At 65.6% G+C, this 21,619-nt stretch carries 15 protein-coding genes and 1 tRNA gene; 6 read left to right on the top strand and 10 right to left on the bottom strand.

The window, feature by feature from the left end:
• The 4 genes from VVR41_RS08990 to VVR41_RS08975 all read right to left on the bottom strand — a co-directional run.
• Positions 1-1,719: ABC transporter ATP-binding protein (locus VVR41_RS08990; RefSeq protein WP_368524476.1), on the bottom strand; the 1,719-nt coding region annotated here is incomplete at its 3' end.
• Positions 1,716-2,711, bottom strand: coding sequence for an ABC transporter permease (locus VVR41_RS08985; RefSeq protein WP_409338304.1), 996 nt, complete (start codon positions 2,709-2,711; stop codon positions 1,716-1,718). The genes VVR41_RS08985 and VVR41_RS08990, both read right to left, overlap by 4 nt.
• Complete coding sequence (locus VVR41_RS08980; protein WP_368524475.1) at positions 2,704-3,630, bottom strand: ABC transporter permease; 927 nt, start codon at positions 3,628-3,630, stop codon at positions 2,704-2,706. Before VVR41_RS08980 ends, VVR41_RS08985 begins: the two co-directional genes overlap by 8 nt.
• A gap of 175 nt (positions 3,631-3,805) precedes the next feature.
• Positions 3,806-5,413: an ABC transporter substrate-binding protein gene (locus VVR41_RS08975; RefSeq protein WP_368524474.1), complete on the bottom strand. Its 1,608-nt coding sequence runs from the start codon at positions 5,411-5,413 to the stop codon at positions 3,806-3,808.
• A 266-nt stretch (positions 5,414-5,679) separates the two neighbouring features.
• On the opposite strand from VVR41_RS08975, the gene VVR41_RS08970 reads away from it, so the two are divergent.
• From VVR41_RS08970 to VVR41_RS08960, 3 genes are all read left to right on the top strand, one after another.
• The gene (locus VVR41_RS08970) at positions 5,680-6,624 is read left to right on the top strand and encodes a DUF808 domain-containing protein (RefSeq protein ID WP_368524473.1); all 945 of its coding nucleotides are present in this window, start codon (positions 5,680-5,682) and stop codon (positions 6,622-6,624) included.
• Positions 6,625-6,644: 20 nt separating this feature from the next.
• Entirely contained in the window at positions 6,645-8,981 is a 2,337-nt protein-coding gene (locus tag VVR41_RS08965; protein ID WP_368524472.1) for an ATP-binding cassette domain-containing protein, read from the top strand.
• Positions 8,982-9,082: 101 nt separating this feature from the next.
• On the top strand, positions 9,083-9,517 hold the full coding sequence (locus tag VVR41_RS08960; RefSeq protein WP_321103466.1) for a cupin domain-containing protein: 435 nt from the start codon (positions 9,083-9,085) through the stop codon (positions 9,515-9,517).
• Here the strand turns inward: VVR41_RS08960 and selB are convergent.
• The 3 genes from selB to VVR41_RS08945 all read right to left on the bottom strand — a co-directional run bounded on the left by selB (position 9,514) and on the right by VVR41_RS08945 (position 12,658).
• Positions 9,514-11,274 (bottom strand): selenocysteine-specific translation elongation factor, encoded by a 1,761-nt coding sequence (selB, locus tag VVR41_RS08955; protein ID WP_368524471.1) that lies wholly within the window; start codon positions 11,272-11,274, stop codon positions 9,514-9,516. The two genes, VVR41_RS08960 and selB, sit on opposite strands and share 4 nt — an antisense overlap.
• Positions 11,262-12,539, bottom strand: coding sequence for an L-seryl-tRNA(Sec) selenium transferase (gene selA, locus VVR41_RS08950; protein WP_368524470.1), 1,278 nt, complete (start codon positions 12,537-12,539; stop codon positions 11,262-11,264). Before selA ends, selB begins: the two co-directional genes overlap by 13 nt.
• Before the next feature lie 24 nt (positions 12,540-12,563).
• Positions 12,564-12,658: transfer RNA gene (locus tag VVR41_RS08945), tRNA-Sec, on the bottom strand.
• 25 nt (positions 12,659-12,683) lie between these two features.
• On the opposite strand from VVR41_RS08945, the gene selD reads away from it, so the two are divergent.
• A complete protein-coding gene (gene selD, locus VVR41_RS08940) occupies positions 12,684-13,667 on the top strand; it encodes a selenide, water dikinase SelD (RefSeq protein ID WP_368524469.1) in 984 nt (327 codons plus the stop codon).
• A gap of 13 nt (positions 13,668-13,680) precedes the next feature.
• On the opposite strand, the gene nrfD is transcribed toward selD, so the two are convergent.
• Genes nrfD through fdnG form a run of 3 tightly spaced genes read right to left on the bottom strand, consistent with a single transcriptional unit; the run spans position 13,681 to position 19,058 of the window.
• Complete coding sequence (nrfD, locus tag VVR41_RS08935; protein WP_368524468.1) at positions 13,681-14,772, bottom strand: NrfD/PsrC family molybdoenzyme membrane anchor subunit; 1,092 nt, start codon at positions 14,770-14,772, stop codon at positions 13,681-13,683.
• Entirely contained in the window at positions 14,772-15,788 is a 1,017-nt protein-coding gene (locus tag VVR41_RS08930) for a 4Fe-4S dicluster domain-containing protein (protein ID WP_368524467.1), read from the bottom strand. The genes nrfD and VVR41_RS08930 overlap by 1 nt, the downstream gene beginning before the upstream one ends.
• Positions 15,789-19,058 (bottom strand): formate dehydrogenase-N subunit alpha, encoded by a 3,270-nt coding sequence (fdnG, locus tag VVR41_RS08925; RefSeq protein WP_368524466.1) that lies wholly within the window; start codon positions 19,056-19,058, stop codon positions 15,789-15,791.
• 119 nt (positions 19,059-19,177) lie between these two features.
• Here fdnG and VVR41_RS08920 point away from each other — a divergent pair, with 119 nt between their 5' ends.
• A complete protein-coding gene (locus VVR41_RS08920) occupies positions 19,178-20,173 on the top strand; it encodes a hypothetical protein (RefSeq protein WP_368524465.1) in 996 nt (331 codons plus the stop codon).
• Between the two features lie 112 nt (positions 20,174-20,285).
• Positions 20,286-21,599, top strand: coding sequence for a DUF4185 domain-containing protein (locus VVR41_RS08915; RefSeq protein WP_368524464.1), 1,314 nt, complete (start codon positions 20,286-20,288; stop codon positions 21,597-21,599).
• The last annotated feature ends 20 nt before the right edge of the window (positions 21,600-21,619 follow it).

Genomic DNA, 21,619 nt, shown 5'->3' with positions numbered 1-21,619 from the left:
GCCGAGCTCAATGTTGAGCCCGGGCACAGAGTTGATCAGGTTGCGCGTGTATTCATGCTGCGCGTTTTCGAAAATCGAATCCGCAGGCCCCTGCTCTACCGCTTGGCCCTGGCGCATAACTACGATGTCGTCCGCAGTTTGGCGCACGACAGCGAGGTCGTGGGTGATGAACAGGTACGACAGGTTCAACTCGTCCTGCAGCTGTGTCAGCAGTTTGAGGATCTGGTTCTGCACCAGCACGTCGAGTGCCGAGACGGCCTCGTCGAGAACAATCACCTCGGGGTTAAGCGCCATCGCTCGCGCAATCGCGATGCGCTGGCGCTGCCCGCCGGAGAGCTCATTCGGGTAGCGGCGCATCGCCGAGCGCGGCATCTGCACCATATCGAGCAGCTCCGCGACGCGGGCCTCACGCGCCTTTCGGTTGCCCACCTTGTGCAGAGTCAGGGGCTCTTCGATGCAGCGGTAGATGGAGTACATCGGGTCCAACGAACCGTACGGGTTCTGGAACACAACCTGCATCTTGCGGCGCATGGCAAATAGGTCACGGCCCGAGAGCTCCGAAACGTCCCGGCCTTCGAAGAGGACGCTGCCGCTCGTCGGTTCAAGCAGCGACAGGACCATGTTCGCGACCGTGGACTTACCCGACCCGGACTCACCCACCAGCGCAAGCGTGGACCCACGGCGCAGGTCGAACGACACGTTGTCGACAGCGCGCAAGATCTTCTTGTCGCCGCGCTGGCCACGCACGTCGAACTCCTTGACAAGGTTCTCCACCCGCACGACGACCTCGTCGCTGGCCCGGTCGGCGACGAGCAGCTCACTGGTCTCGATGCCTTGTTCCTTCGCGGAACGGATGCGCGCCGACGCCAGGGACGGCGCCGCAGTAACCAGGCGGCGGGTATAGGGGTGCTGCGGATTACGCAGGATCTTCAGACTCGGGCCCTTTTCCACGATCCTGCCGCGGTGCATCACGACGAGGTAGTCGGCGCGCTCGGCAGCCAGGCCGAGGTCGTGCGTAATGAACAACAGCGCCGTGCCCAGCTCGTTGGTGAGGCCTTCGAGGTGGTCGAGGATCTTCTTCTGCACGGTGACGTCGAGAGCTGAGGTGGGCTCATCCGCGATGAGCAGCTTCGGGCGCGCGGCCAGACCGATGGCGATCAGCGCACGCTGGCGCATGCCGCCGGAGAACTCGTGCGGGTACTGCTTGGCGCGGCGCTCGGCGTCGGGAAGCCCAGCTTCTTCGAGCAGCTGCACCACGCGCTCATGGCGCTTGGAGCCCTCGACCACATTGTTGGCGCGAAGAGACTCTTCCACCTGCGTGCCGATCCGCCACACAGGGTTCAGGTTGGACATCGGGTCCTGCGGGACGAGGCCAATGCGGTTGCCCCGCACGTCCTGCCAGCCCTTTTCGTCGAGGCCGGTGAGCTCCTCGCCATCCAACATGATTGAGCCGCTCGTGACCTTGCCGGTTCCCGGCAGCAAACCCAGGATCGACATCGCGGCGGTGGACTTGCCGGAGCCGGACTCGCCGACGATGGCCACGGACTGGCCGGGATAAATCGTCAGGTCGAAGTCGCGCACGGCCTCGACGACGCCGGTGGTGGACTCGAAGGTGATCTTGAGGTTGCGCACATCGAGCAGCGGCTGCTCGGTGCCCGGGAACTGCTCCCCCGCACCAGTGCCAGGGTTGACGGAATCGTTCGGAATTGCAGTACTCATCGCTTCCTCGCCTTCGGGTCAAGAGCGTCGCGCACGGCGTCGCCCATCATGATGAAGCTCAGCACGGTCAGCGCCAGAGCGATAGCCGGGTAGAACAGGACCATCGGCTGGGTGCGCAGTGACGCCTGCGCTGCTGAGATGTCGCCGCCCCAGGACACGACGGTCGTCGGCAAGCCAATGCCCAAGAAGGACAGGGTGGCTTCTGCGACGATGAACGTTCCCAGTGCGACGGTGGCGTAGACGATGATCGGCGCGGCCGCGTTCGGCATGATGTGAGAGGAAATGATCCGCAGATCAGAGGCACCCAGCGCGCGGGCGGCGGTGACGAACTCATCGTTTTTCACTCCCATGACCGCGCCGCGGGTGATACGCGCAATCTGGGTCCAGCCGAACATCGACAGTGCGAATACCACCATCCAGATAGAGCGCTGGTTCTGGAACATGGACATGACGACGATCGCCGCGAGCACCAGGGGCACCGCGAAGAAGATGTCGGTGAGCCGCGACAGAATCGTGTCCCAAATCCCTCCGTAGAAACCGGCCAGCGCTCCGACCATCGATCCGATCACGGTGACGATGATCGTGGTCAGCACGCCCACGGTCACAGAGGCGCGGGCGCCGTAGACGGTGCGGGCAAAGATGTCGCAGCCCTGCCGGTCGAATCCGAACGGGTGGCCGGCAGTCGGGCCGTTGAGCGAATTGCCGAGCTGGCAGGCGCGTGGGTCGACGCTGGTGAACAACCCCGGCGCAACCGCGAGCGCGATGGCAAAGAGGATGAGCACGGAGGAAATCCAGAACAGCGGGCGGCGCTTCAGGTAGCGCCAAGCCTCGCCCCACTGGCTGGAGGGGGCGGAGTCGTCCGCAACGGCATCGACTGCCCCCAGCCCGGTCTCATCGGTGTCGGCAATGAAGTATTCCTGCCCGCGGCGCAGACGGGTATCGAGCGAAGTGCGGTCTTCGTTCGCGTCCATGGCGGAAACGTGATTAGGCATAGCGAATCCTTGGGTCGAGAACGGCGTACAGGAGGTCAACGAGAAGGTTGGCAACGATGTAAACGATGACGAGCACCGTGGTAAACGACACCACGGTGGCCGGCTCGCCCTTGATAATCGCCTGGTAGATCGTGCCACCTACTCCGTTGATGCCGAAAATTCCTTCGGTGACAATGGCACCGCCCATGAGGGCACCAAGGTCGGCGCCGAGGAAGGTGACAACGGGGATCAAAGAGTTGCGCAACACGTGGCGGGTCATCACTTGTCCCCCACCGAGCCCCTTGGAACGGGCGGTGCGGACATAGTCGGCGCGCAGGTTCTCGCTAATGGACTGCCGCGTCAGCCTGATCACATACGCGAAGGAGAGCGCGCCGAGCACGATTGCCGGCATCAGCAGTGCCTCGAACGTCTCGTTGCGCCCCACAGTGACAGGCAACAGGCCCCACTTCACACCGACCAGGTACTGGAGCACAAAACCGATGACGAAGGACGGGACCGCGATGACGAACAGGGAAACAACCAGAATCGTCGAATCGAAAAATCCGCCGCGACGCACACCTGCGATGACACCGAAGATGATGCCGAAAACGGCTTCGAAGACGAGAGCCATACCCGCCAGCTTCATGGTCACTGGAAAGACATTAGCCATCACCGAGCTCACGGGCTGGCCGGAAAAGGTCGTTCCGAAATCGCCCATGAAGATGCCCTTGATGTAGAGCAGGTACTGCATAATGAACGGCTTGTCGAGGTTGTATTCCGCTTCGATGCGTGCACGCGCTGCCTCCGAAAGGCCCCGGTCGCCGCCAAGGGCGGACACCGGGTCACCCGGCATTAGGAACACCAGCGCGTAGAGAAGCAGCGTGGCGCCGAAGAACACCGGGATCATTTGGAGCAGCCGTCGCCCGATATAACGCAACATGTTTGCGGGCTCTCCTTCATGTTATGTAGCTCTGAGTCTCCGCCGGGCGAGCCGGCGGACGGGTCATAGTTGATTCTTCCAGCGGACTGTAAAAGCCGAAACTTCGGGTGAAAAGCCGGACACCCCCCTGGCACAACCACCAGCGGGGTGTCTCGACCTAGCCGAACACGATCAGCTACTTCTTGGTGATCTCGTAGTAGAGCGGCTGGAGCTTCCAGGAGAAGATCACGTTGTCGACGTTCTCAGAGGAACCGCCGGTGACGTTGGAGTACCACAGCGGGATGGCCGGGAGGTCCTTGAGCAGGATCTCCTGCGCCTCGTTGTACTTCGGGGTCGCCTCGTCGAGGGTCGCGGCGCCAGCGGCTTCCTTGGTCAGCTGGTCGAACTGCGGGTTGGAGTAGTCACCGTCGTTCGAGCTCGCACCCGTGGTGTAGAGCGGCACGAGGAAGTTACCCAGCGTGGGGAAGTCTGCCTGCCAACCGGTGCGGTAGGCGCCCTCGATCCTGCGCTCCTTCACGTCGTCGCGCAGGGACTTGAAGTCCGGGTAGGCGTTTCCGACGGCGTCGATGCCGAGGGTGTTGCGGATAGAGTTGGCAACCGCATCGACCCATGCCTGGTGTCCACCATCGGCGTTGTATGAGATGGAGAACTGGCCGGTAAACGGGGCGATGGCGTCAGCTTCGGCCCACAGGCGCTTCGCCTCCTCGGGGTCGTACTGCAACACGTCGGCGCCGTCGAGGGAGTCGGAGTGGCCCGGGATGACAGGCGACGTGAAGTCGGTGGCCGGGGTACGGGTTCCCTCGAAGATTGTGTCGGTGATCTCCTGACGGCTGATCGCCTTCGACAACGCCTGGCGACGCAGATTGCCTTCCTCGCCAGAGAAGTGCTCAAGGTTCTCCGGGATGGTGAAGGACTGGAAGACTGCCGAGGGCTGGTTCACGGCGCGCTCGCCGAGCTCATCTTCAAACGTCGAGAACGCGGAGTCCGGAACGACGTCAATAACATCGAGGTTGCCCGCGAGGAGATCAGCGTAGGCCGCGTCCTGCTGCGCGTAGAAGACGAAGTTGATGCCGTCGTTCTTCGCCTCACGCTCGCCGGTGTACTCCTCGTTCGGGACGATGGTGGCGTCCTGGTTGTGGTTCCACTCTGCAAGCTTGTACGGGCCGTTGGAGATCGGGTTCTCTCCGTAGGCGTCGATGTCGTCATAAGCCGACGGGTGCAGCGGGAAGAAAGCGGAGTAGCCGAGCTGCGTCGGGAAGTCCGACTCCGGCTGGGAGAGCTCGATGGTGAAGGTCGTGTCGTCGACGACCGTCAGGCCCTCCATGGACTCCTTGCCCTCTTCAAAGCCGAGGATCGGCTCGTAGAAGGACGCGGACATGAGGGATTCCTTCATGGTGTAGTTCCACGCGTTGACGAAATCCTCCGCCTTGAGCGGGGAACCGTCGGACCACTTCAGGCCGTCCTTGAGGGTGACCCTGTAAGTCTTGTCACCTTCGAGCTCGATCGACTCAGCGAGCTCGTTGTGCGTTTCACCGTCACGGTCGTAGTAGACGAGGCCGGAGTAGATGTTGTCCACAATTCGGCCGCCACCGGTTTCGTTGGTGTTGCCCGGGACGAGCGGGTTCTGCGGCTCGGTACCGTTGGCGGTGACGTAGTTGTCTCCACCTGCAGACCCCCCGGTCTGGTCGCCCGAAGCATTACTCGAACCTGAATCACCACACGCCGCCAGGCCCAGTGCGAGGGCGCTCGACGCGAAAACTGCTGCTGCCTTTTTGAAGTGCACAGCGCCTCCTTCAATAGTTAGATATGCCATTGCAACGACCGTCGGTGCCATCAGTCACACTCAGCTCGTTGAGAACATTTCACCACAGAAGATGAAGCGAATTCTAATTTCCTGCAAACTTTGCGTGTCCCTATGATGCAGCCGGGCGTTTCCTGACAGTTGTACTGCGTGTGCCCACCCCAAGTTGGGCAACTACAGTGTTGCGTTAGTCCTACACGTAGGCGCCGTCCTCCGCGCGGCGCTTCCCGATCGAAGGGAGACCCACCTTGTCCGGTGGCCTACTTGCATTGCTTGACGACGTCGCCGTCATCGCCCGAACCGCCGCAGCATCCGCCGACGACGTCGCCGGCATGACCGCAAAGACCTCCGCGAAGGCCGCCGGCGTGGTCATCGACGACGCCGCGGTTACCCCGCAGTACGTCTCGGATGTCACCCCGGCGCGCGAGCTGCCGATGATCTGGCGCATCACCAAGGGGTCGCTTCGCAACAAGCTGTTGTTTATCCTCCCGATTGCGCTGCTGCTCAATGCGGTTGCCCCGTGGGCGCTGGTTCCAATCCTCATGCTCGGTGGTGCCTACCTGTGCTTCGAAGGTGCAGAAAAGATCGCGCACAAGTTCACTCACTCAAAGCACGAGGAGGAAAAACAGGCACTTAATAAGTCTCAGGATGAAGAAGACGCCCTGGTCAAGGGCGCGATCACCACTGACCTCATCCTCTCCGCCGAGATCATGATCATCGCGCTTGATGAGGTCAAGGACCAACCAATCGCGATGGAAGCCGCCGTGCTGTTCTCGGTGGGTGTCTTCATCACCGCCGCGGTCTACGGCGCAGTCGCATTGTTGGTCAAGATCGACGACATCGGCCACGGAATGATCAAGCGCGGCACCGCCCCGGGCCTCGGGCGCGGGTTGGTTAAGGCGATGCCGTACGTGCTTTCCGCCATCGGTGTCATCGGCACCGTGGCGATGCTGTGGGTCGGCGGGCACCTGATTATCCGCGGCCTGCACGAGGTGATTGGCTGGCACTGGCCGCACGACGTGATTGAGCGCGGTGTGGAAGCTGTCGGTGGTGGCGCGGCGGGCTGGTTCGTTGATACGGGTATCTCTCTCATCGCCGGGCTCATCACCGGTTTCCTCGTGCTCGGCATCGTCGCGCTTGTGCGTTCGGCACTGCCGAAGAAGAACAGCTCGCCCGCGAAATCCGCGCACTAGTCCAGGTAGACTCTGCCCGTGTGACTCGCACCAACGCCATCGCTGATTCCCACGACCAGATCGTGGTCTCGGGCGCTAACGAAAACAACCTCCGCAACGTCTCGCTGCGCATCCCGAAACGCAGGCTCACGGTGTTCGCCGGGCCGTCAGGCTCCGGAAAATCATCTCTTGTCTTCTCCACCATCGCGGCGGAGTCGCGTCGACTGATCAACGAGACGTATTCGTCGTTTGTGCAGGGCTTTATGCCGTCGATGGCGCGGCCGGACGTCGATAAGCTTGAGGGCATCACCACGGCGATCATCGTCGATCAGGAGCAGCTCGGTTCCAACGTGCGCTCGACCGTGGGAACGGCCACCGACGCCACCGCTATGTTGCGCGTGTTGTTCTCCCGCATTGCAGAGCCCAACGCGGGCGGGCCCGGCGCGTACTCGTTCAACGTTCCGAGCGTCTCCGGCGGCGGCGTGCTGACCGACGCCCGCGGAAACAAGAAGGTCATGCGCGACTACAAGCGCACCGGCGGCATGTGCCCGACGTGCGAGGGCACGGGCCGGGCCTCGACGTTCGACGTCGACGAGGTCATCAACAACGAGCTTTCGCTTGACGACGGCGCCATCCGCGTCCCCGGCTACAAACCCGGGTCGTGGCAGCTGCGCCACTACGCGGACTCCGGCTTCTTCCCCGCCGACGCGCCCGTGAAGACGTTTTCCGACAAGCAGCTGCACATGCTGCTGTGGGCGGAGCCGCAGAAGGTGGACTACCTCGGGTTCAACACAACCTACGAGGGGCTCATCCCGAAGCTGACCAAGTCGGTGCTCTCCAAGGAGAAGGAGGGCCTGCAAAAGGCGATGCGCGAGTTCGTCGACCGCGCCGTTACCTCCGGAGCCTGTCCCGACTGCGGCGGCACTCGCCTGGCCCCGCACGCGTTGGAGTCGCATATCAACGGCAAGAACATCGCCGACCTGTGTGCCATGGAAGTCGCCGACCTCGCGGAGTGGATGGAGTCCGTCTCCGCGCCCAGTGTCGCCCCGCTCGTCGGCGCGATCCGCGAAACACTGGCGAACTTCGTCACCATCGGCCTGGGCTACATTTCCCTGGATCGACCCTCGTCGACGCTGTCCGGCGGCGAGGCGCAGCGCATCAAGATGATTCGCCACCTCGGGTCCCCGCTAACCGACGTCACCTACGTCTTCGACGAGCCCACCGCGGGCCTGCACCCCGACGACATTGAACGAATGAATTCGCTGCTGCTCGCGCTGCGGGACAAGGGCAACACCGTGCTCGTGGTCGAGCACAAGCCACAGACCATCGAGATTGCCGACCACGTCGTCGAAATCGGACCCGGGGCGGGGTCCGCGGGTGGCGAGATCGTGTTTGAGGGAAGCGTCGACAAGCTCCGCGAGGCCGACACCGCCACCGGCCGCCACCTCCACGACCGCTTCGAGCTCAAGCCTGACGACGCCTGCCGGGCCGGCTCCGGCACCATCGAAGTGCGCGGCGCGACAGGGAACAACCTCGACGGCGTCGACGCCGACATCCCCCGCGAAACGCTCACCGTCATCACCGGCGTCGCGGGCTCCGGCAAGTCCTCCCTGGTGCGGGAACTCCCGCTCGACGAGAACACGGTCTGGGTGGACCAGTCGCAGATCTCCGGGTCGCGCCGCTCCAACCCGGCGACCTTCACGGGTGCGCTCGACTCGATCCGCAAGGCCTTCGCCAAGGAAAATGGGGTCAAGCCGGCGCTGTTCTCCGCCAACTCCGAGGGTGCCTGCGAGAACTGCAAAGGCGCCGGGGTGGTCTACGTCGACCTCGGCATCATGCAGGGCGTCGACGTCCTGTGCGAGGTCTGCGAGGGCAAGCGCTTCGACCAGGCAGTACTCGAGTACACCTTCGGCGGCAAGAACATCGCCGAGGTCCTCGACATGCCCGCCGAGGAGGCCACGACCTTCTTCGCGGACGCGGAGCACAAGGTCCCGGCCGCGTCCCGGATCAGCGGCTACCTTGTCGACGTCGGGTTGGGCTACATCCGCCTCGGCCAACCCCTGACAACGCTGTCCGGCGGCGAGCGCCAGCGCCTCAAACTGGCCAGCCACCTCAACGACAAGGCCACACTGTTCGTCTTGGACGAGCCGACCACCGGCCTGCATGTCGCAGATGCCGGTGTCCTGGTTGACCTGTTCGAACGCCTCGTGGACAAGGGCGCGACCGTCGTCGTCATCGAGCACAACCCCGCCGTGATCGCACGCGCCGACCACATCATCGATCTTGGCCCCGGCGCCGGATCTGCAGGTGGGCGCATCGTCGCTTCAGGTACCCCGGGGGACCTGACCCGCAACGAGGATTCGGTCACGGGACGATAGCTGCGTGAGTTCGCGAGCTGACACGGGGACGAGGGAACGAGGCGAGCCGAAACGCACTACGGTGGGATGTGTACGCCCACCAACGAGTCAAAGGAGCACATATGTCTGACGTACTGCGCACCGACCACGGCCCCAACCCGTTCGTCATGAACATCGAAGAGGCCACCGTCGGCAACGACGCCTTCCGCGACACCCTCTGGACGGGTTCCCACCTCCAGCTCACCGTCATGTCGATCCCGCCCGGGGGCGAAATCGGCGCTGAGATCCACGAGGGCCACGACCAGTTCCTCCGCGTTGAGGCTGGTGAGCTGCGCGCGATGATCGGAAAGAGCGAGACCGACCTCGAGGTCGACCGGACCGTCAAGCACGACGACGCCATCTTCGTTCCCTCCGGCGCATGGCACAACTTCGTCAACGAGGGCGACGAGCCCGCAAAGGTCTACTCCATCTACTCCCCGCCGGAGCACACCCCCGGCACCTTCCACGAGACGAAGGCGGATGCGGACGCCGACCCGCAGGAGACCGACGGAGTCTAGCCGCGAAGCACGCGCGCGGTCCCGTCCACCCTGCGGGTGACACCGCGCGCGTCCATCAATTCCAGCAGTGGGATGGCCACCCGGCGGGTGGTTTCCCACTGCTTTCGTGCATCCGAGGCGGAAAACGGCTGCCCCAGCTCGGCCAACAGGCGCGCGGCATGCTCGGGAGCATCCGGGAGCAGGACGATCTCGCCGATACGCAGCACCCGGCCCGCACGCTCAGCGGCCGCGAGCTCCTTGGTGCCGAGACCCCAGCGCTCAAGGTCTGCCGCCTCGGGTGCGCGGAATGGCTCGCGCCGCAGGTGCGCCTCGAGCTCACGCACGCCGGGTTCGGCCTCGCCGAGATCGCGCACCCGGCCGGAGGAAATCACCCCATTAGAGACGGTGAGCTGCGCGGCGGCCGCGGCAAGCGGAAGCAGGGCGGCGTCGGGAAGCGCGAGCCTATCGACGCCCTCCCCCACACTCATCCCGGCCGACAGCGGGTGTGCACGCTCATGGCGCTCGAGTGCGTCGATAAGTTGGCGTTTCCACTCCATCACCTGCGCGGCGCGGATCCAGTAGCCGGCGAACGCGACCGAGCCCTCCGGAGCGGTGTCGCCCACGTCGTATCCCAGGCGCCGCAGCGTGTCCGGGCGCACAGCCACCCGGCGGGCGATTTCTTTGTTCAGGTCGGGCAGCAGGGGAAGCTCTGCGGAGCGGCGTCGGCCATCGCCGCGTCTGTCCAGCGCGGGCGGGTCGGCGTCGATGACGGTGACCCCACCGAGCACCTGCTGTGCCCCGGAGCCGCGCAGCACCAGCGCGTCGCCCACGCTCAACGGCAGCGCGTCCTCCAGAACGAGGCGGGCGTGGTCCGTGCCGAACGGGCGCACCTTCGCCGTCACACTGGCGGTGCCGACGTGGACGACGACCTCGTGGGGAAGGTCGGTCATCGCGGTGCCGGTGGTGAGGCGGACGTCGACAAGCGAGGTGGTGTGCCACGCCCCCGGGGTGGTCAGCGCGTCGCCGCGGCGGATGCGCTCGGCGGGAACGCCGCGGAGGTTGAGCGCGGCGCGCATCGCCGGCGTCGCGGAGTCGACGGCCTCGTTTTCGGAGTGGACCGCGCGCACAGTGACCTCCTCACCCGCGAGCTCGAGCACGTCGCCAGGGCGAATCGTGCCCGCTGCGAGCGTGCCCGTCACCACGGTGCCAGCGCCTTTGATGGTGAAGGAGCGGTCCACCCAGAACCGCACCCGGGCCTGGGCGTCCGGGGCCGGTGCGGCCTCGAGCATCTGCGTGAGGGCGGCCTTGAGCGCTGCGATCCCCTCGCCCGTTTTCGCAGACACGTCGACGACGTTCCAGTGCTCCAGGGTCGTGCCGGCGAGGCGAGCCGCGACCTCCGCGCGGACCTCCGCGCGCCGCTCGGCAGAGGCGTTGTCAGCCCGGGTCAGGGCAATGACGCCGTCGCGGATGCCGAAAGCGTTGATCGCATCGCGGTGGTCGCCGGACTGCTGCATCCACCCCTCGTCGGCGGCGACAACCATCATCACCGCGGGGGCGGGCCCCACCCCGGCGAGCATGTTGGCGATGAAGCGCTCGTGGCCGGGAACATCCACAAAGGCGACGTCCGCGCCCTCAATGTCCGCCCAGACGAACCCGAGGTCGATGGTCAGGCCGCGTTCTTTCTCCTCATCCCAACGGTCCGGTTCCATCCCGGTAAGTGCTTTGACCAGGGTGGACTTGCCGTGGTCGACGTGACCGGCCGTGGCTACGACATACATGCGCGCACCCGCCCGGCGATCTCGTCGTCGAGGTGCGCTGGCACGCAGCGCAGGTCGAGCAGTAGCTCGCCGTCGTGCACCCGCCCGATGATGGCAGGGGTGGCGCCGCGCAGCGCCGGCGCGATCTCCCCCGGCACGGCAACGGCCCACCCGGGCAGCGGGTGGCCGGGCGCTCCCCCGCCGCCGACGCGCCCGTCGTGGGGCACGACCGTGCCGCCGGTCGCCTCGGCCAGGCGATCAGTCCGGCGCTTGAGCTCGTCCGGGTCCGCGTGCACGTAGTCGTGAACCGGGGTCGAGCGCGCCCGCACGGCGGCCTCGAGGGCAGCCAGGCGCAGCTTATCGATGCGCACCGCGCGCGCCAGCGGGTGCTTCTTAAGCACGGCGACAGCCTCGCGACGCCCCAGGATCACACCCGCCTGCGGCCCGCCGAGCAGCTTGTCCCCGGAGAACAGGACGATGTCGGCACCCTCGCGCAGCGCCGTGTCCGCGTCCGGCTCGTCCGGCAGCGCCGGGTCCGGGTGGAGCAGGCCCGAGCCGGTGTCGACAATAAGGGCGAGGCCGTACTCGTCGGCGATCTCGCGTAGCTCGGAGACGGAGGCCTCGGCGGTGAAACCGTGCACGCGGTAGTTCGACGGGTGCACCTTGAGCAGCGCCGCCGCCTGCCCCGCGGCGGCCGCGTAGTCGCGCGGGTGGGTGCGGTTGGTGGCGCCGACCTCGACGAGCTCGACGCGGGCGGACTCGATCAGCTCTGGCAGGCGGAAACCGGCGCCGATCTCGATCATCTCGCCGCGTGAAATCACCACGCGCGACCCCTCGGCCAGCGCGGTCGTGGCCAGCAACAGCGCGGCGGCACCGTTGTTGACTACGAGGGCGTCCTCGGCGGACGGGCAGGCGTCGAGAAGCGCGCGGACGGCCTCAGCCCCGCGGGTGGACGAGCGCAGCCCGGTGGTGAGGTCCATTTCGACGTCGACGTAGCCGGCGGCGTCGACAAGCGCGGCGACCGCGGCATCGCCGAGCGGGGCGCGGCCGACGTTGGTGTGGACGACCACGCCGGTGGCGTTGATCACCGGGGTCTGGCTGTGCGGCGCGCCCTGCATTTCCTGCACAAACAGCGCCTCGACGTCCCCGGGGGCGATGTCCCCGCGGCGGGCGGCATCCTGCAACCGGGCCGCAGCCGCCTTGAGCGCCGCCTGGGAGAGCGTCGACGACTCGGCGAGCGCCAGCAACGCGTCGGTGCGGGGAATGTGTCGACGCGGGTCGCTCACCGAGGGGCCTCCTTGAAAAGTTCGTGGCGGAGACGGACAGGAATCGAACCTGCCAGACCGAGATGCTCGGCCTCACCAGTTTTGAAGACTGGGGCGCCCACCAGGACACGTACGCCTCCGCCGCGCAACGTTACCATGGGCGACATGGCCGAAATCCAACTCACTCAGTACGCATCGGGCGGCGGATGCGCCTGCAAAATTCCCCCCGGTGAGCTCGAAGAGGCCGTGCGCGGACTCGTTGGGCACACCGACGACAACGTCATCGTCGGGCTTGACGACGGCGACGACGCCTCCGCCATCCGCGTGCGCGACGACCTCGCGGTGATCTCCACTGCGGACTTCTTCACCCCGGTAGTCAACGACGCCTACACCTGGGGGAAGATCGCCGCGGTCAACGCGCTTTCCGACGTCTACGCGATGGGCGGCACCCCGATCACCGCGATCAACCTGCTCGGGTGGCCGCGCGACGTCCTGCCCCAAGAGCTCATCCGCGAGGTGCTGCGCGGCGGCCTCGACGCCGCCACCGAGGCCGGCATCGCCGTCACCGGCGGGCACTCCATCACCGCCCCTGAGCCCATCTACGGCATGGCCGCCACGGGCACCGCCCACCCGGAGAGGCTCATGCGCAACGACGCCGCCGAGTCCGGCCTGCCGATCACCTTGACCAAGCCGATCGGCTCCGGGCTGCTGAACAACCGGCACAAATCCACCGGCGAGGTCTTCGAGGCCGCGATCGACGTCATGACCACCCTCAACCGGGATGCCGCGCGCGCCGCGGTCGAAGCCGGAATCACAGCCGCCACCGACGTGACCGGCTTCGGTCTGCTCGGCCACCTGTACAAGATGGCCCGCGCCTCCGGAATCGACGCGGTCATCGACCACACCGCGGTACCGCTTATCGACGGCGCCCGCCAAGCTCTCGACGACGGATTCGTCTCCGGCGGCACCCGCCGCAACCTGGGATGGGTGATGCCCCACCTCGACGTCGAATCGCACGTCAGCGAAGACGAGCTGCTCCTGCTTGCCGACGCCCAAACCTCCGGCGGCCTGCTCGTCATCGGCGAAATTCCCGGCTACCCCGTCATCGGCGAAACCCGCCCCGGAACGGGACGGGTCAGCGTGCGCTAATTAGCGCGGGTTACTAGCGTGCCGTGGTGATCGAGTCGCCCGTGCCACCGCTCTCGACACGGGTGGTGAGGCGCTCGCGCTGCGGCTCGACGACGTACTTGGGGTCAGATGTCGACTGGTGGCCGGCCTGGAGAATGCCGAAGCGCGTCAGGCACGAGCCCGCCATGAGGGCAACGCCAGCCGCTGCCGCGGCCACGCGGTTGCGCCCGGCCACGGCCGCGACAACACCGCCGCCGATGGTGCACAGCTCGGCGGCGTGCAGAAGGTGTCCGGCCTTGCCGGTCTCGAGCGTCTCGCGCATGACCTCGCCGATGTTGTTCTTCACTGCGCGCAGGGATATGACGTCGGCGATCGCACCCGCGACCGCGAGCTTGCGCGCCGGTCCGTTCGCGACTGTGGACGTGGTTACCAGACCCGCGCCACCCGAGGCACACGCCGCGGATGAGACGAACAGGGCCGGAAGCTCGTTGCGGGCCGCCTGCCACGCCGGCACAGAGGTGTCGCCGAGAAGCACTGCGGTGTACGCCGTCAGCGGCGAGCCGAGCAGGCCCGCTGCGACACCGGCCGGGGTGGCAGCGGTATGCAGTACGGTGCGCAGCACTCCCGGCACCGGGAGCTGGCGGTTGGTCAGATCGTCGAACTCCGCGACCGCGGGAAGCGCGGCCAGGGTGGAGAATCCGGCGAGCAGCCACGATCCCACGTTCATCGGCGAGGACAGCTTGAACACACGGAACATGTTGAGCAGGCGCTCGGGGCGGCCCAGGTCAAGCACGAGCAAGGCCGAGCCAGCCGCGGCGGCGGCGAACGTGGTCAAGCTGGCGTTGCGGGCCAGCTCCTTGTTCCCCGTCGCGCGGCTGCCCACAGCCAGCATGGACGAGCCACCGGCGAGACCGCCGAGGAAGAAGTAGGCGCCAATCGGCCACTCCCACGGCGGGAACTTCACAATCGGCTTGCCGTAGTACGAGTCGAACTTCTCAAACTGGGCCTGAGGAACCATCAGCTCCTCGCCGCGGCGCGACTTCTTGCCTGTGCCTCCGTCCTTCCGCCGCTTGCGGCGCGGCTCCTCGGGCGGGCGGTAGTGGTCGAATCCTTCAAACTCGGCCATCAGTGGCGTCCTCCAATCAGGAATACGGCGGCCACGGTGCCAGCGAAACCGGCGGCGGCCACGGCCGCGCGCTTCGCTATCTCGGGCAGGTTCGCAGTGGGCACGGTGGGGTCCGGCGGGAGGCCGTAGACCTCGGGGGAGTCGAGAAGCAAGAAGATGGATCCCGTGCCACCGACGCCGTCGTCCGGGTTCGCGCCGTAGAGGCGCGCCTCCGTCATGCCCTGGGCGTGCAGCTCCGCCACGCGCGCCTTCGCGGTGGCAAGCATCTCGGTATGGGTGCCGTACTTGATCGACTGGGTCGGGCACGTCTTGGCGCAGGCCGGGCCCTCCCCGACCGCCTGGCGGTCGAAACACATCGTGCACTTCTGCGCCACACCGATGTTCTTGATCGGGGCCTTCTCACCGGGGGTGAACTCCTCGCCAGTGCGCGACGTGCGCTCGTTGCGCTTGCGCACACCGCCATCGGCGCGGCGCTCGATCACACCGAAGGGGCAACCGGCCACGCAGGTGCCGCAGCCGTTGCACACATCATCCTGGACCACGACCGTACCGTGCTCCGTGCGAAACAGAGCGCCCGTCGGGCACACGTCGAGGCAGCCGGCGTTCGTGCAGTGCTTGCACACGTCCGAGGACATCAGCCAGCGGAAGTCCGGCGTATCTGCCGGGGTGACGGACTGCGGATCGGGTAACCCGTCGCGCACCTGGCTCGGCGCCATTCCGGGCATGCCCAGCGAGATGAGCTTGGCGCCCTCCTCGCGGGCCTTCTCGATACGCTCACCGGTCTGCTCGATAAACGCAACGTGGCGCCACGTGTCCGCACCGAGAGAACCTGTGTTGTCGTAGGAGTTCCCGGACAGCTCGTAGCCGTCCTCCGGGTTGCGGTTCCACTCCTTGCACGCCACCTCGCAGGCTTTGCAGCCGATGCAGATGGACGTGTCGGTGAAAAACGCCATCCGCTCGGCGGCGTCGTAGCCCACGTGGGACGGCGACTCCGTCAGCATGTTGGTGCTTCGCATTTAGCCTTCCCTCTCCGCCATGTTGCGCTTCGTCGAATCCATCTGGGACGACTCGCTGTCGCCCTTCTGGGACGCAACGATGACCTCCTGAGATTCCTCGACAAGCCTCGTGCCGGTGTCCTCGGTCAAGCCAGCTCGACGCTGGTACTCCTTCACCAGTTTCTCCCTTTCTGCGCCGCGGGGGCGGCGGCCGGGCATGATGTCCACGGCAGAGACCTTGGAGGCCTGGATGTTGACGTTCGGGTCGAGCATGATGCCCAGCAGGTCGTTCGGGCTGTCGCCCGTGACCTCGGCGTAATCGCCGCTGCCGTAGTGGAACGGCATGCCCACCTGCTCGCAATCCTGGCCGTTGACGTTCAGCGTCTTCAGCCTGTCGGTGACGAGCACGCGCGCCTCGATGGCGTTGCGCGGCGACACGATGGTCGCCCACCCTCCGTGCTCGAGGCCGACCCGCTCGGCGAGTGCCGGCGAGACCTCGCAGAACAGCTCAGGCTGCAGCTCCGCCAGGAACGGCAGCGTGCGCGTCATCGCTCCCGAGGTGTACATCTCTGTCAGGCGGTACGTGTTCAGCATGTACGGGAACACCTCCAGCCCCTCCTCGCCGTAGTTCGGAGCGGAGAGGTTGTTCGGCCCCTTCAGGACGATGCGCGCCGGGGACTGCTGCTGCTCGTACAGCGGGTTCGGGTAGCGCGACTCTTGCGGCTCGTAGTGCGTCGGCATCGGGCCGTCGACCATACCGCGCGGCGCGAACAGCCATGCCTTGCCGTCGGGCTGCATGATGAAAGCATCGTCACCCGCCAGCGCCGCCGGGCCAACCGCGTCGCGCGGCGGCTCGAAGCCTGGTTCGCGGTCGACCGGGAAGTCGACGACATCGTCGGAGACCCACTGGTTCTTCTCGGCGTCCCACCAGACCAGCTTCTTGCGCTCGGACCACGGCTTTCCCTCGGCGTCTGCCGACGCACGGTTGTACAGCACGCGGCGGTTCGCCGGCCACGCGAAGCCCCAATCCAGAGCGATCGCGCCATCTTCCTTCGCCGGGAACTTGTTCGCCGAACGGTTCTCGCCGCCCGCAAACACACCGGAGTAAATCCAGCAGCCGCTGGACGTGCTTCCGTCGGCCTTCAGGTCACGGAAGTTGTCCACCAGCTCGCCCTTGCGCGGGCCGTCCAGGTAGTAGCCGTTGATCTCCTTGAGCACGGACTCGGCCTCGACCTCGCCGTCCTCGTCGAGCTCGTACTCCCAGGTGATGGCCTTCAGCGGCAAGTCACGCGGATCGGTGGAGTCCTTGACGCGCTCCTTGATGCGCTTGCCAAGGTCGTAGAAGAACTGCAGGTCGGAGTCTGCATCGCCCGGCGGGTTCTTCGCCTTGAAGCGCCACTGCAGGACACGGGATGTCTGGGTGAACGTACCCGCCTTCTCCACGTGGTTGGCGGCCGGGAAGAGGAAGACCTCGGTGTCGATCTCCTCGGTGACCAGCTCGCCCGAGGCGATTTCCGGGGCGTTCTTCCAGAACGTCGCCGTCTCAATCTCCTGGAAGTCGCGCACGACCAGCCACTTAAGTTTGGACAGGCCAAGGCGCTGCAGGCGACCGTTCGATTGGGCGACGGCCGGGTTCTGTCCGAACACGAAGTACCCGTCGACCTCGCCCTCGTTCATCAGCTGCAGGGTGTGGTAGGTCGAGTGCGCTCCGGTGAGGCGCGGCATGAGGTCGAGACCCCAGTTGTTCTCCGCGGTGGCGTAATTGCCCCAATAGGACTTCATCAGGCTCACCGCATAGGTGTCGCCCTTCTGCCAGAAGCCCTTCTGGTCCGGCTTCGTGATCGCTTCGACGAACTGGTCCCACGTCTCCATCTCCACCTGCGGCATGGGCAGGTAGCCCGGCAGGATGTGGAACAGGGTCGGCACGTCGGTCGAGCCTTGGATGGAGGCGTGACCGCGCAGCGCCATGATTCCGGAACCGGGGCGACCCACGTTGCCCATAAGCAACTGCAGAATCGCACAGGTGCGGATGAACTGCGCACCGAGGGTGTGCTGGGTCCAGCCGAGCGCGTACGCGAAGCACGTCGTCCGGTCGCGGCCGGAGTTAGCCACGATCGAGTCGGCGAGGTACTGGAAGTCCTCGCGCGAGATGCCGCACGTCGACGCCACAACGTCAGCGGTGTAGCGCGAGTAGTGGCGCTTGAGGATCTGGAAGACGGTGTTCGGGTGCTCGAGCGTCTCATCCTTGCGGATGTGCCACGAGCGCTCCGCGCCCTCCTCGAGCTCGTACTGCCACGTCTCGTTGTCGTAGTTGCCGGTCTCCGGGTCGTAGCCGGAGAACAGTCCGTCGAGGTCCTCGGTGTCCTTGAACTCCTTGTTGATGATCGCGGACGCGTTGGTGAACGTGCGCACGTACTCGTCGAAGTACAGCTCGTTTTCCAGCACGTAGTTGATCAGCGCACCGAGCAGCACAATGTCGGAGCCACCGCGGATGGCGACATGCTTGTGCGCCACAGCGGAGGTACGCGTGAACCGCGGGTCAACGTGGATGATGCGCGCGCCGCGCGCCTTGGCCTCCATGACCCACTGGAACCCGACGGGGTGTGCTTCCGCCATGTTCGACCCTTGAATGACAATGCAGTCCGCATTGGCCATGTCCTGCAGTGGCTGGGTCGCTCCACCGCGTCCAAACGAGGATCCCAAACTGGGAACCGTGGACGAGTGTCATATACGGGCCTGGTTCTCGAGCTGAATGGTGCCGGCGGCCGTGAACAGCTTCTTGATCAGGTAGTTTTCTTCGTTGTCCATCGCGGCGCCGCCGAGGCCGGCGATACCGAGGGTGCGACGCAGCGGAAGACCCTTGTCATTCGTCTGCTGCCACCCGTTGCGGCGCGCCTCCAGGAAGCGGTCGGCGACCATGTCGAGCGCAGTTTCGCGGTCGAGCTTCTGCCACTCGCTCGAGCGCGGAGCACGGTAGAGGATGTCGGTGACGCGGTTGGGGGCGTTGACGAGCTGCTCCGATGCAGCACCCTTGGGGCACAACCGGCCCCGGGAGTGCGGCGAGTTCGGGTCGCCCTCGATCTGGATGACCTTGTCATCCTTGACGTAGACGTTCTGGCCGCAGCCGACGGCACAGTAGGGGCAGACGCTCTTGACAACGCGGTCCGCCTCCGCTGTGCGGCCCTCCAGCGTGGCGCTCTTGTGCGATTCGGTGGTGCGCCCGCGGGCAAACACGTCACCTTCTCGCATCTGGCGCACGACGGGCCAGTTAAGGGGGCTGATTCGAGACATGTGAACACATTAACGCATAAGCCGGACAATCACATCAGCCTCCGTGCTTAGAATGGCGGCGCCTAGAATGGCGACAACGCAGACTGTGCAACTTCTCCACGACACCGCAAGGAGCTTTCATGGGTTCGGCTCGGTACCTTCTTTCGCCCTCCGTGTGGGGGATGGCAGTGGAGGTGCGCGTCGACAAGCTCGTTCAGGCGAGCCTGTTCACCGATTTCGGGGCGTCGCCGACCATGCACTTCGAGGAGGTCTGGCTCGTTCCCGACCCCGTCGGTGGCACGTGGCGTGTGCACTATCGCGGCGGTGTTGTCGGTGAGATCTCCGCCGACGCGCGCGCACAGTTCCCCGACATCGACCGCGTGCACAACGCCGCGCGGGTGCCGCACACGATCGCCGGGATCATGCTCAATGAGCGCGGGCTTTTCGACGCCACCGTCTTCCTCCCACCCACCGACCTCGCCGTGCCGAGAAACAACGCCCCCGCCACCGCCCGCGTGCTTCCGCCGGGCGACATGTACGTCGTGGACGCCACCACGGGAGAGTTCTCCGCGCCTGAGCTCGAAGCAGCCTCGCCCGGGCAGTGGCTCGTGGGACTGACAGAGGTCAGCGGCACGGTTGTCGCCACTCTCGACGGCCGAGTGCTCGGCAGCCTCTCAGCTGACGACAGTGCAGAGGTTGCTGCCGTCCTTCGCGCCGACACCCCCACCTTCGCGCGAGCCTTTGCTGTCGACGCCATGGTGGGACTCGACCTGGCAGCCGAGGCCAGCGGCGCCGAGCCGCTTCCTGCACTTCCTCCCTTGCCTCCGCTGCCCAGTGACGCTGCCGCGCACGATCCCGAGTCTCCCGCCGTGGTCGAGTTTCCCGACGGAACCTGGGCTATCACCGTCGAGCGCGACGACGCCGTGGGCGAGGAGGGAATCCTCACGCCCTCCCCCGGCGCGCGCCAAGTTATCACCTCGAGTGGGCGCGCCCCTAGCGTCGACTTCACCCCGACCCGGACGTGGCATATTTCTGCCGGCAACTACCTCTCCGAGGTGGAAAAGGTCCGTCTGCGCCGTGAAGCGGACCGGGCCCGCGGCAGCGAGGATGGCGGCCGACACCGCCTAGCCAGGTAGTTCATACAGCCCCGCGGTGGTTCGCGCCCTGCTAAAGTCGAACCGTTCTTCGGCGCCACTGACTTATCTGATTGTGTCGCCGCGCCCCCTACTCCAGACGAAGAGAGCTACCATGCGCCTGCCTCGCCGCGCCCTGACTCTGTTGGCCGTTACCACTGCCGCCTCACTCCCCTTCCTTCCTGCCCCGGTCGTTTCCGCGCAGAGTTCGTCGAGTTCGCTGAGTTCGCTGAGCTCGAGCAATTCCGGAAACGCCACCGCACCGACCCCGGTGGAGAAGGTCCCCGGCACCCCAATCGAGATGCCGGGCGACATCATCGTCCAGATCATGGGCGATGTACTGGGCAGAGGGTACTCGGACCACGTCGGGTTCCGCGCCGGTGACTTGGGCATCATGACCCCGCTTGCCAACGGCGAGGAATTCGCGATCATCTTCGGTGACTCTTTCCGCGGCGACACCATGGGCGCCGGTGAGTGGATGAGCCCAGTCGGAGTCGTGGCGAAGATGGTGGACGGATTCGTCCAGATCATTCGCCCGCTCAACGCCGGCGAGCGCGTCAACCCGCTTATCCGGTACTACCGGGCGGAAGGCGACAACCTCACTCTCATCCCGTCTGACGTCATCAACATCGACGGCACCCTATACATGCAGGGCATGTGGAATCGCGGCATCGGCAACGTCCTGTCCACCGAGATCTGGTCGTCCACCGACAACGGCCAAACGTGGAAGTCGCTGGGCACGACGAGCGCCTCCTACATGTCCGGAATGGGCAACCTGATCTCCTGGGAACGCGGCAATGACGGCTACATCTACGCCGTCTCCTCCAGCTTCAAGCGCGACCACCCCGTCTTCCTCTCCCGCTTCCGCGTTGACGACATCGGCAACCGTAAGGCATGGCAGCTTTTCGACGCCGCCACCGGCACGTGGGGCACGACTGGCACGCCGATCCTGGCTCGGGGAATCCAGGCGGGAGAGATGAATCTGCGCTACATCGAAGGCCACTGGGTACTCGTGATGTTCAACGAGGAGACCCTGCAGATTGAGGTCCGCATCTCCCCGACGCTGGCGCAGAATTGGGATTCGGTGCCTGTTGCTGTCGTCGCTAAGCATGGCTCCTGGGCTAACCCGCAAACCCCGGACAATTTCTCGCAGCCGTACGGCGGTTACATCGTCCCAGGCTCGACCCTGGCCAACATGGATATCGTTATCTCGCAGTGGAATACCTCGACGCACCAGCGGTACAACTCGACCCAGTTCAACGTTAAGGGCCTCGACAGGTTCTACGGCATCACGCCGAACAGCCGTTTCGTGACACGCTCCGCGCCGCTTGATGAGGCCGCACTGGACGTCACCGAGGTCCCCGCCACCGTGACGGCCGACCAACTGGCTGAGGACGCGCTGCTCACGAGCGAGGTGACGCCGAGGTAGCGGGTGCGCCACGTTTCACC

It is taken from the genome of Corynebacterium sp. LK2510 (assembly GCF_040946405.1).
In the GTDB taxonomy this organism is placed as follows: Bacteria; Actinomycetota; Actinomycetes; order Mycobacteriales; family Mycobacteriaceae; genus Corynebacterium.
The sequence above is the reverse complement of the archived record's forward strand: the minus strand, read 5'-3'. Positions and strand labels throughout refer to the sequence as shown.

What these genes read in the sequence shown, in the direction of transcription:
- selB (WP_368524471.1), bottom strand. Translation starts at nt 11,274, where the DNA reads ATGTATGTCGTAGCCACGGCCGGTCACGTCGACCACGGCAAGTCCACC.
- VVR41_RS08985 (WP_409338304.1), bottom strand. Translation starts at nt 2,711, where the DNA reads ATGCCTAATCACGTTTCCGCCATGGACGCGAACGAAGACCGCACTTCG.
- VVR41_RS08960 (WP_321103466.1), top strand. Translation starts at nt 9,083, where the DNA reads ATGTCTGACGTACTGCGCACCGACCACGGCCCCAACCCGTTCGTCATG.
- VVR41_RS08915 (WP_368524464.1), top strand. Translation starts at nt 20,286, where the DNA reads ATGCGCCTGCCTCGCCGCGCCCTGACTCTGTTGGCCGTTACCACTGCC.
- VVR41_RS08920 (WP_368524465.1), top strand. Translation starts at nt 19,178, where the DNA reads ATGGGTTCGGCTCGGTACCTTCTTTCGCCCTCCGTGTGGGGGATGGCA.
- selD (WP_368524469.1), top strand. Translation starts at nt 12,684, where the DNA reads ATGGCCGAAATCCAACTCACTCAGTACGCATCGGGCGGCGGATGCGCC.
- VVR41_RS08980 (WP_368524475.1), bottom strand. Translation starts at nt 3,630, where the DNA reads ATGTTGCGTTATATCGGGCGACGGCTGCTCCAAATGATCCCGGTGTTC.
- nrfD (WP_368524468.1), bottom strand. Translation starts at nt 14,772, where the DNA reads ATGGCCGAGTTTGAAGGATTCGACCACTACCGCCCGCCCGAGGAGCCG.
- VVR41_RS08930 (WP_368524467.1), bottom strand. Translation starts at nt 15,788, where the DNA reads ATGCGAAGCACCAACATGCTGACGGAGTCGCCGTCCCACGTGGGCTAC.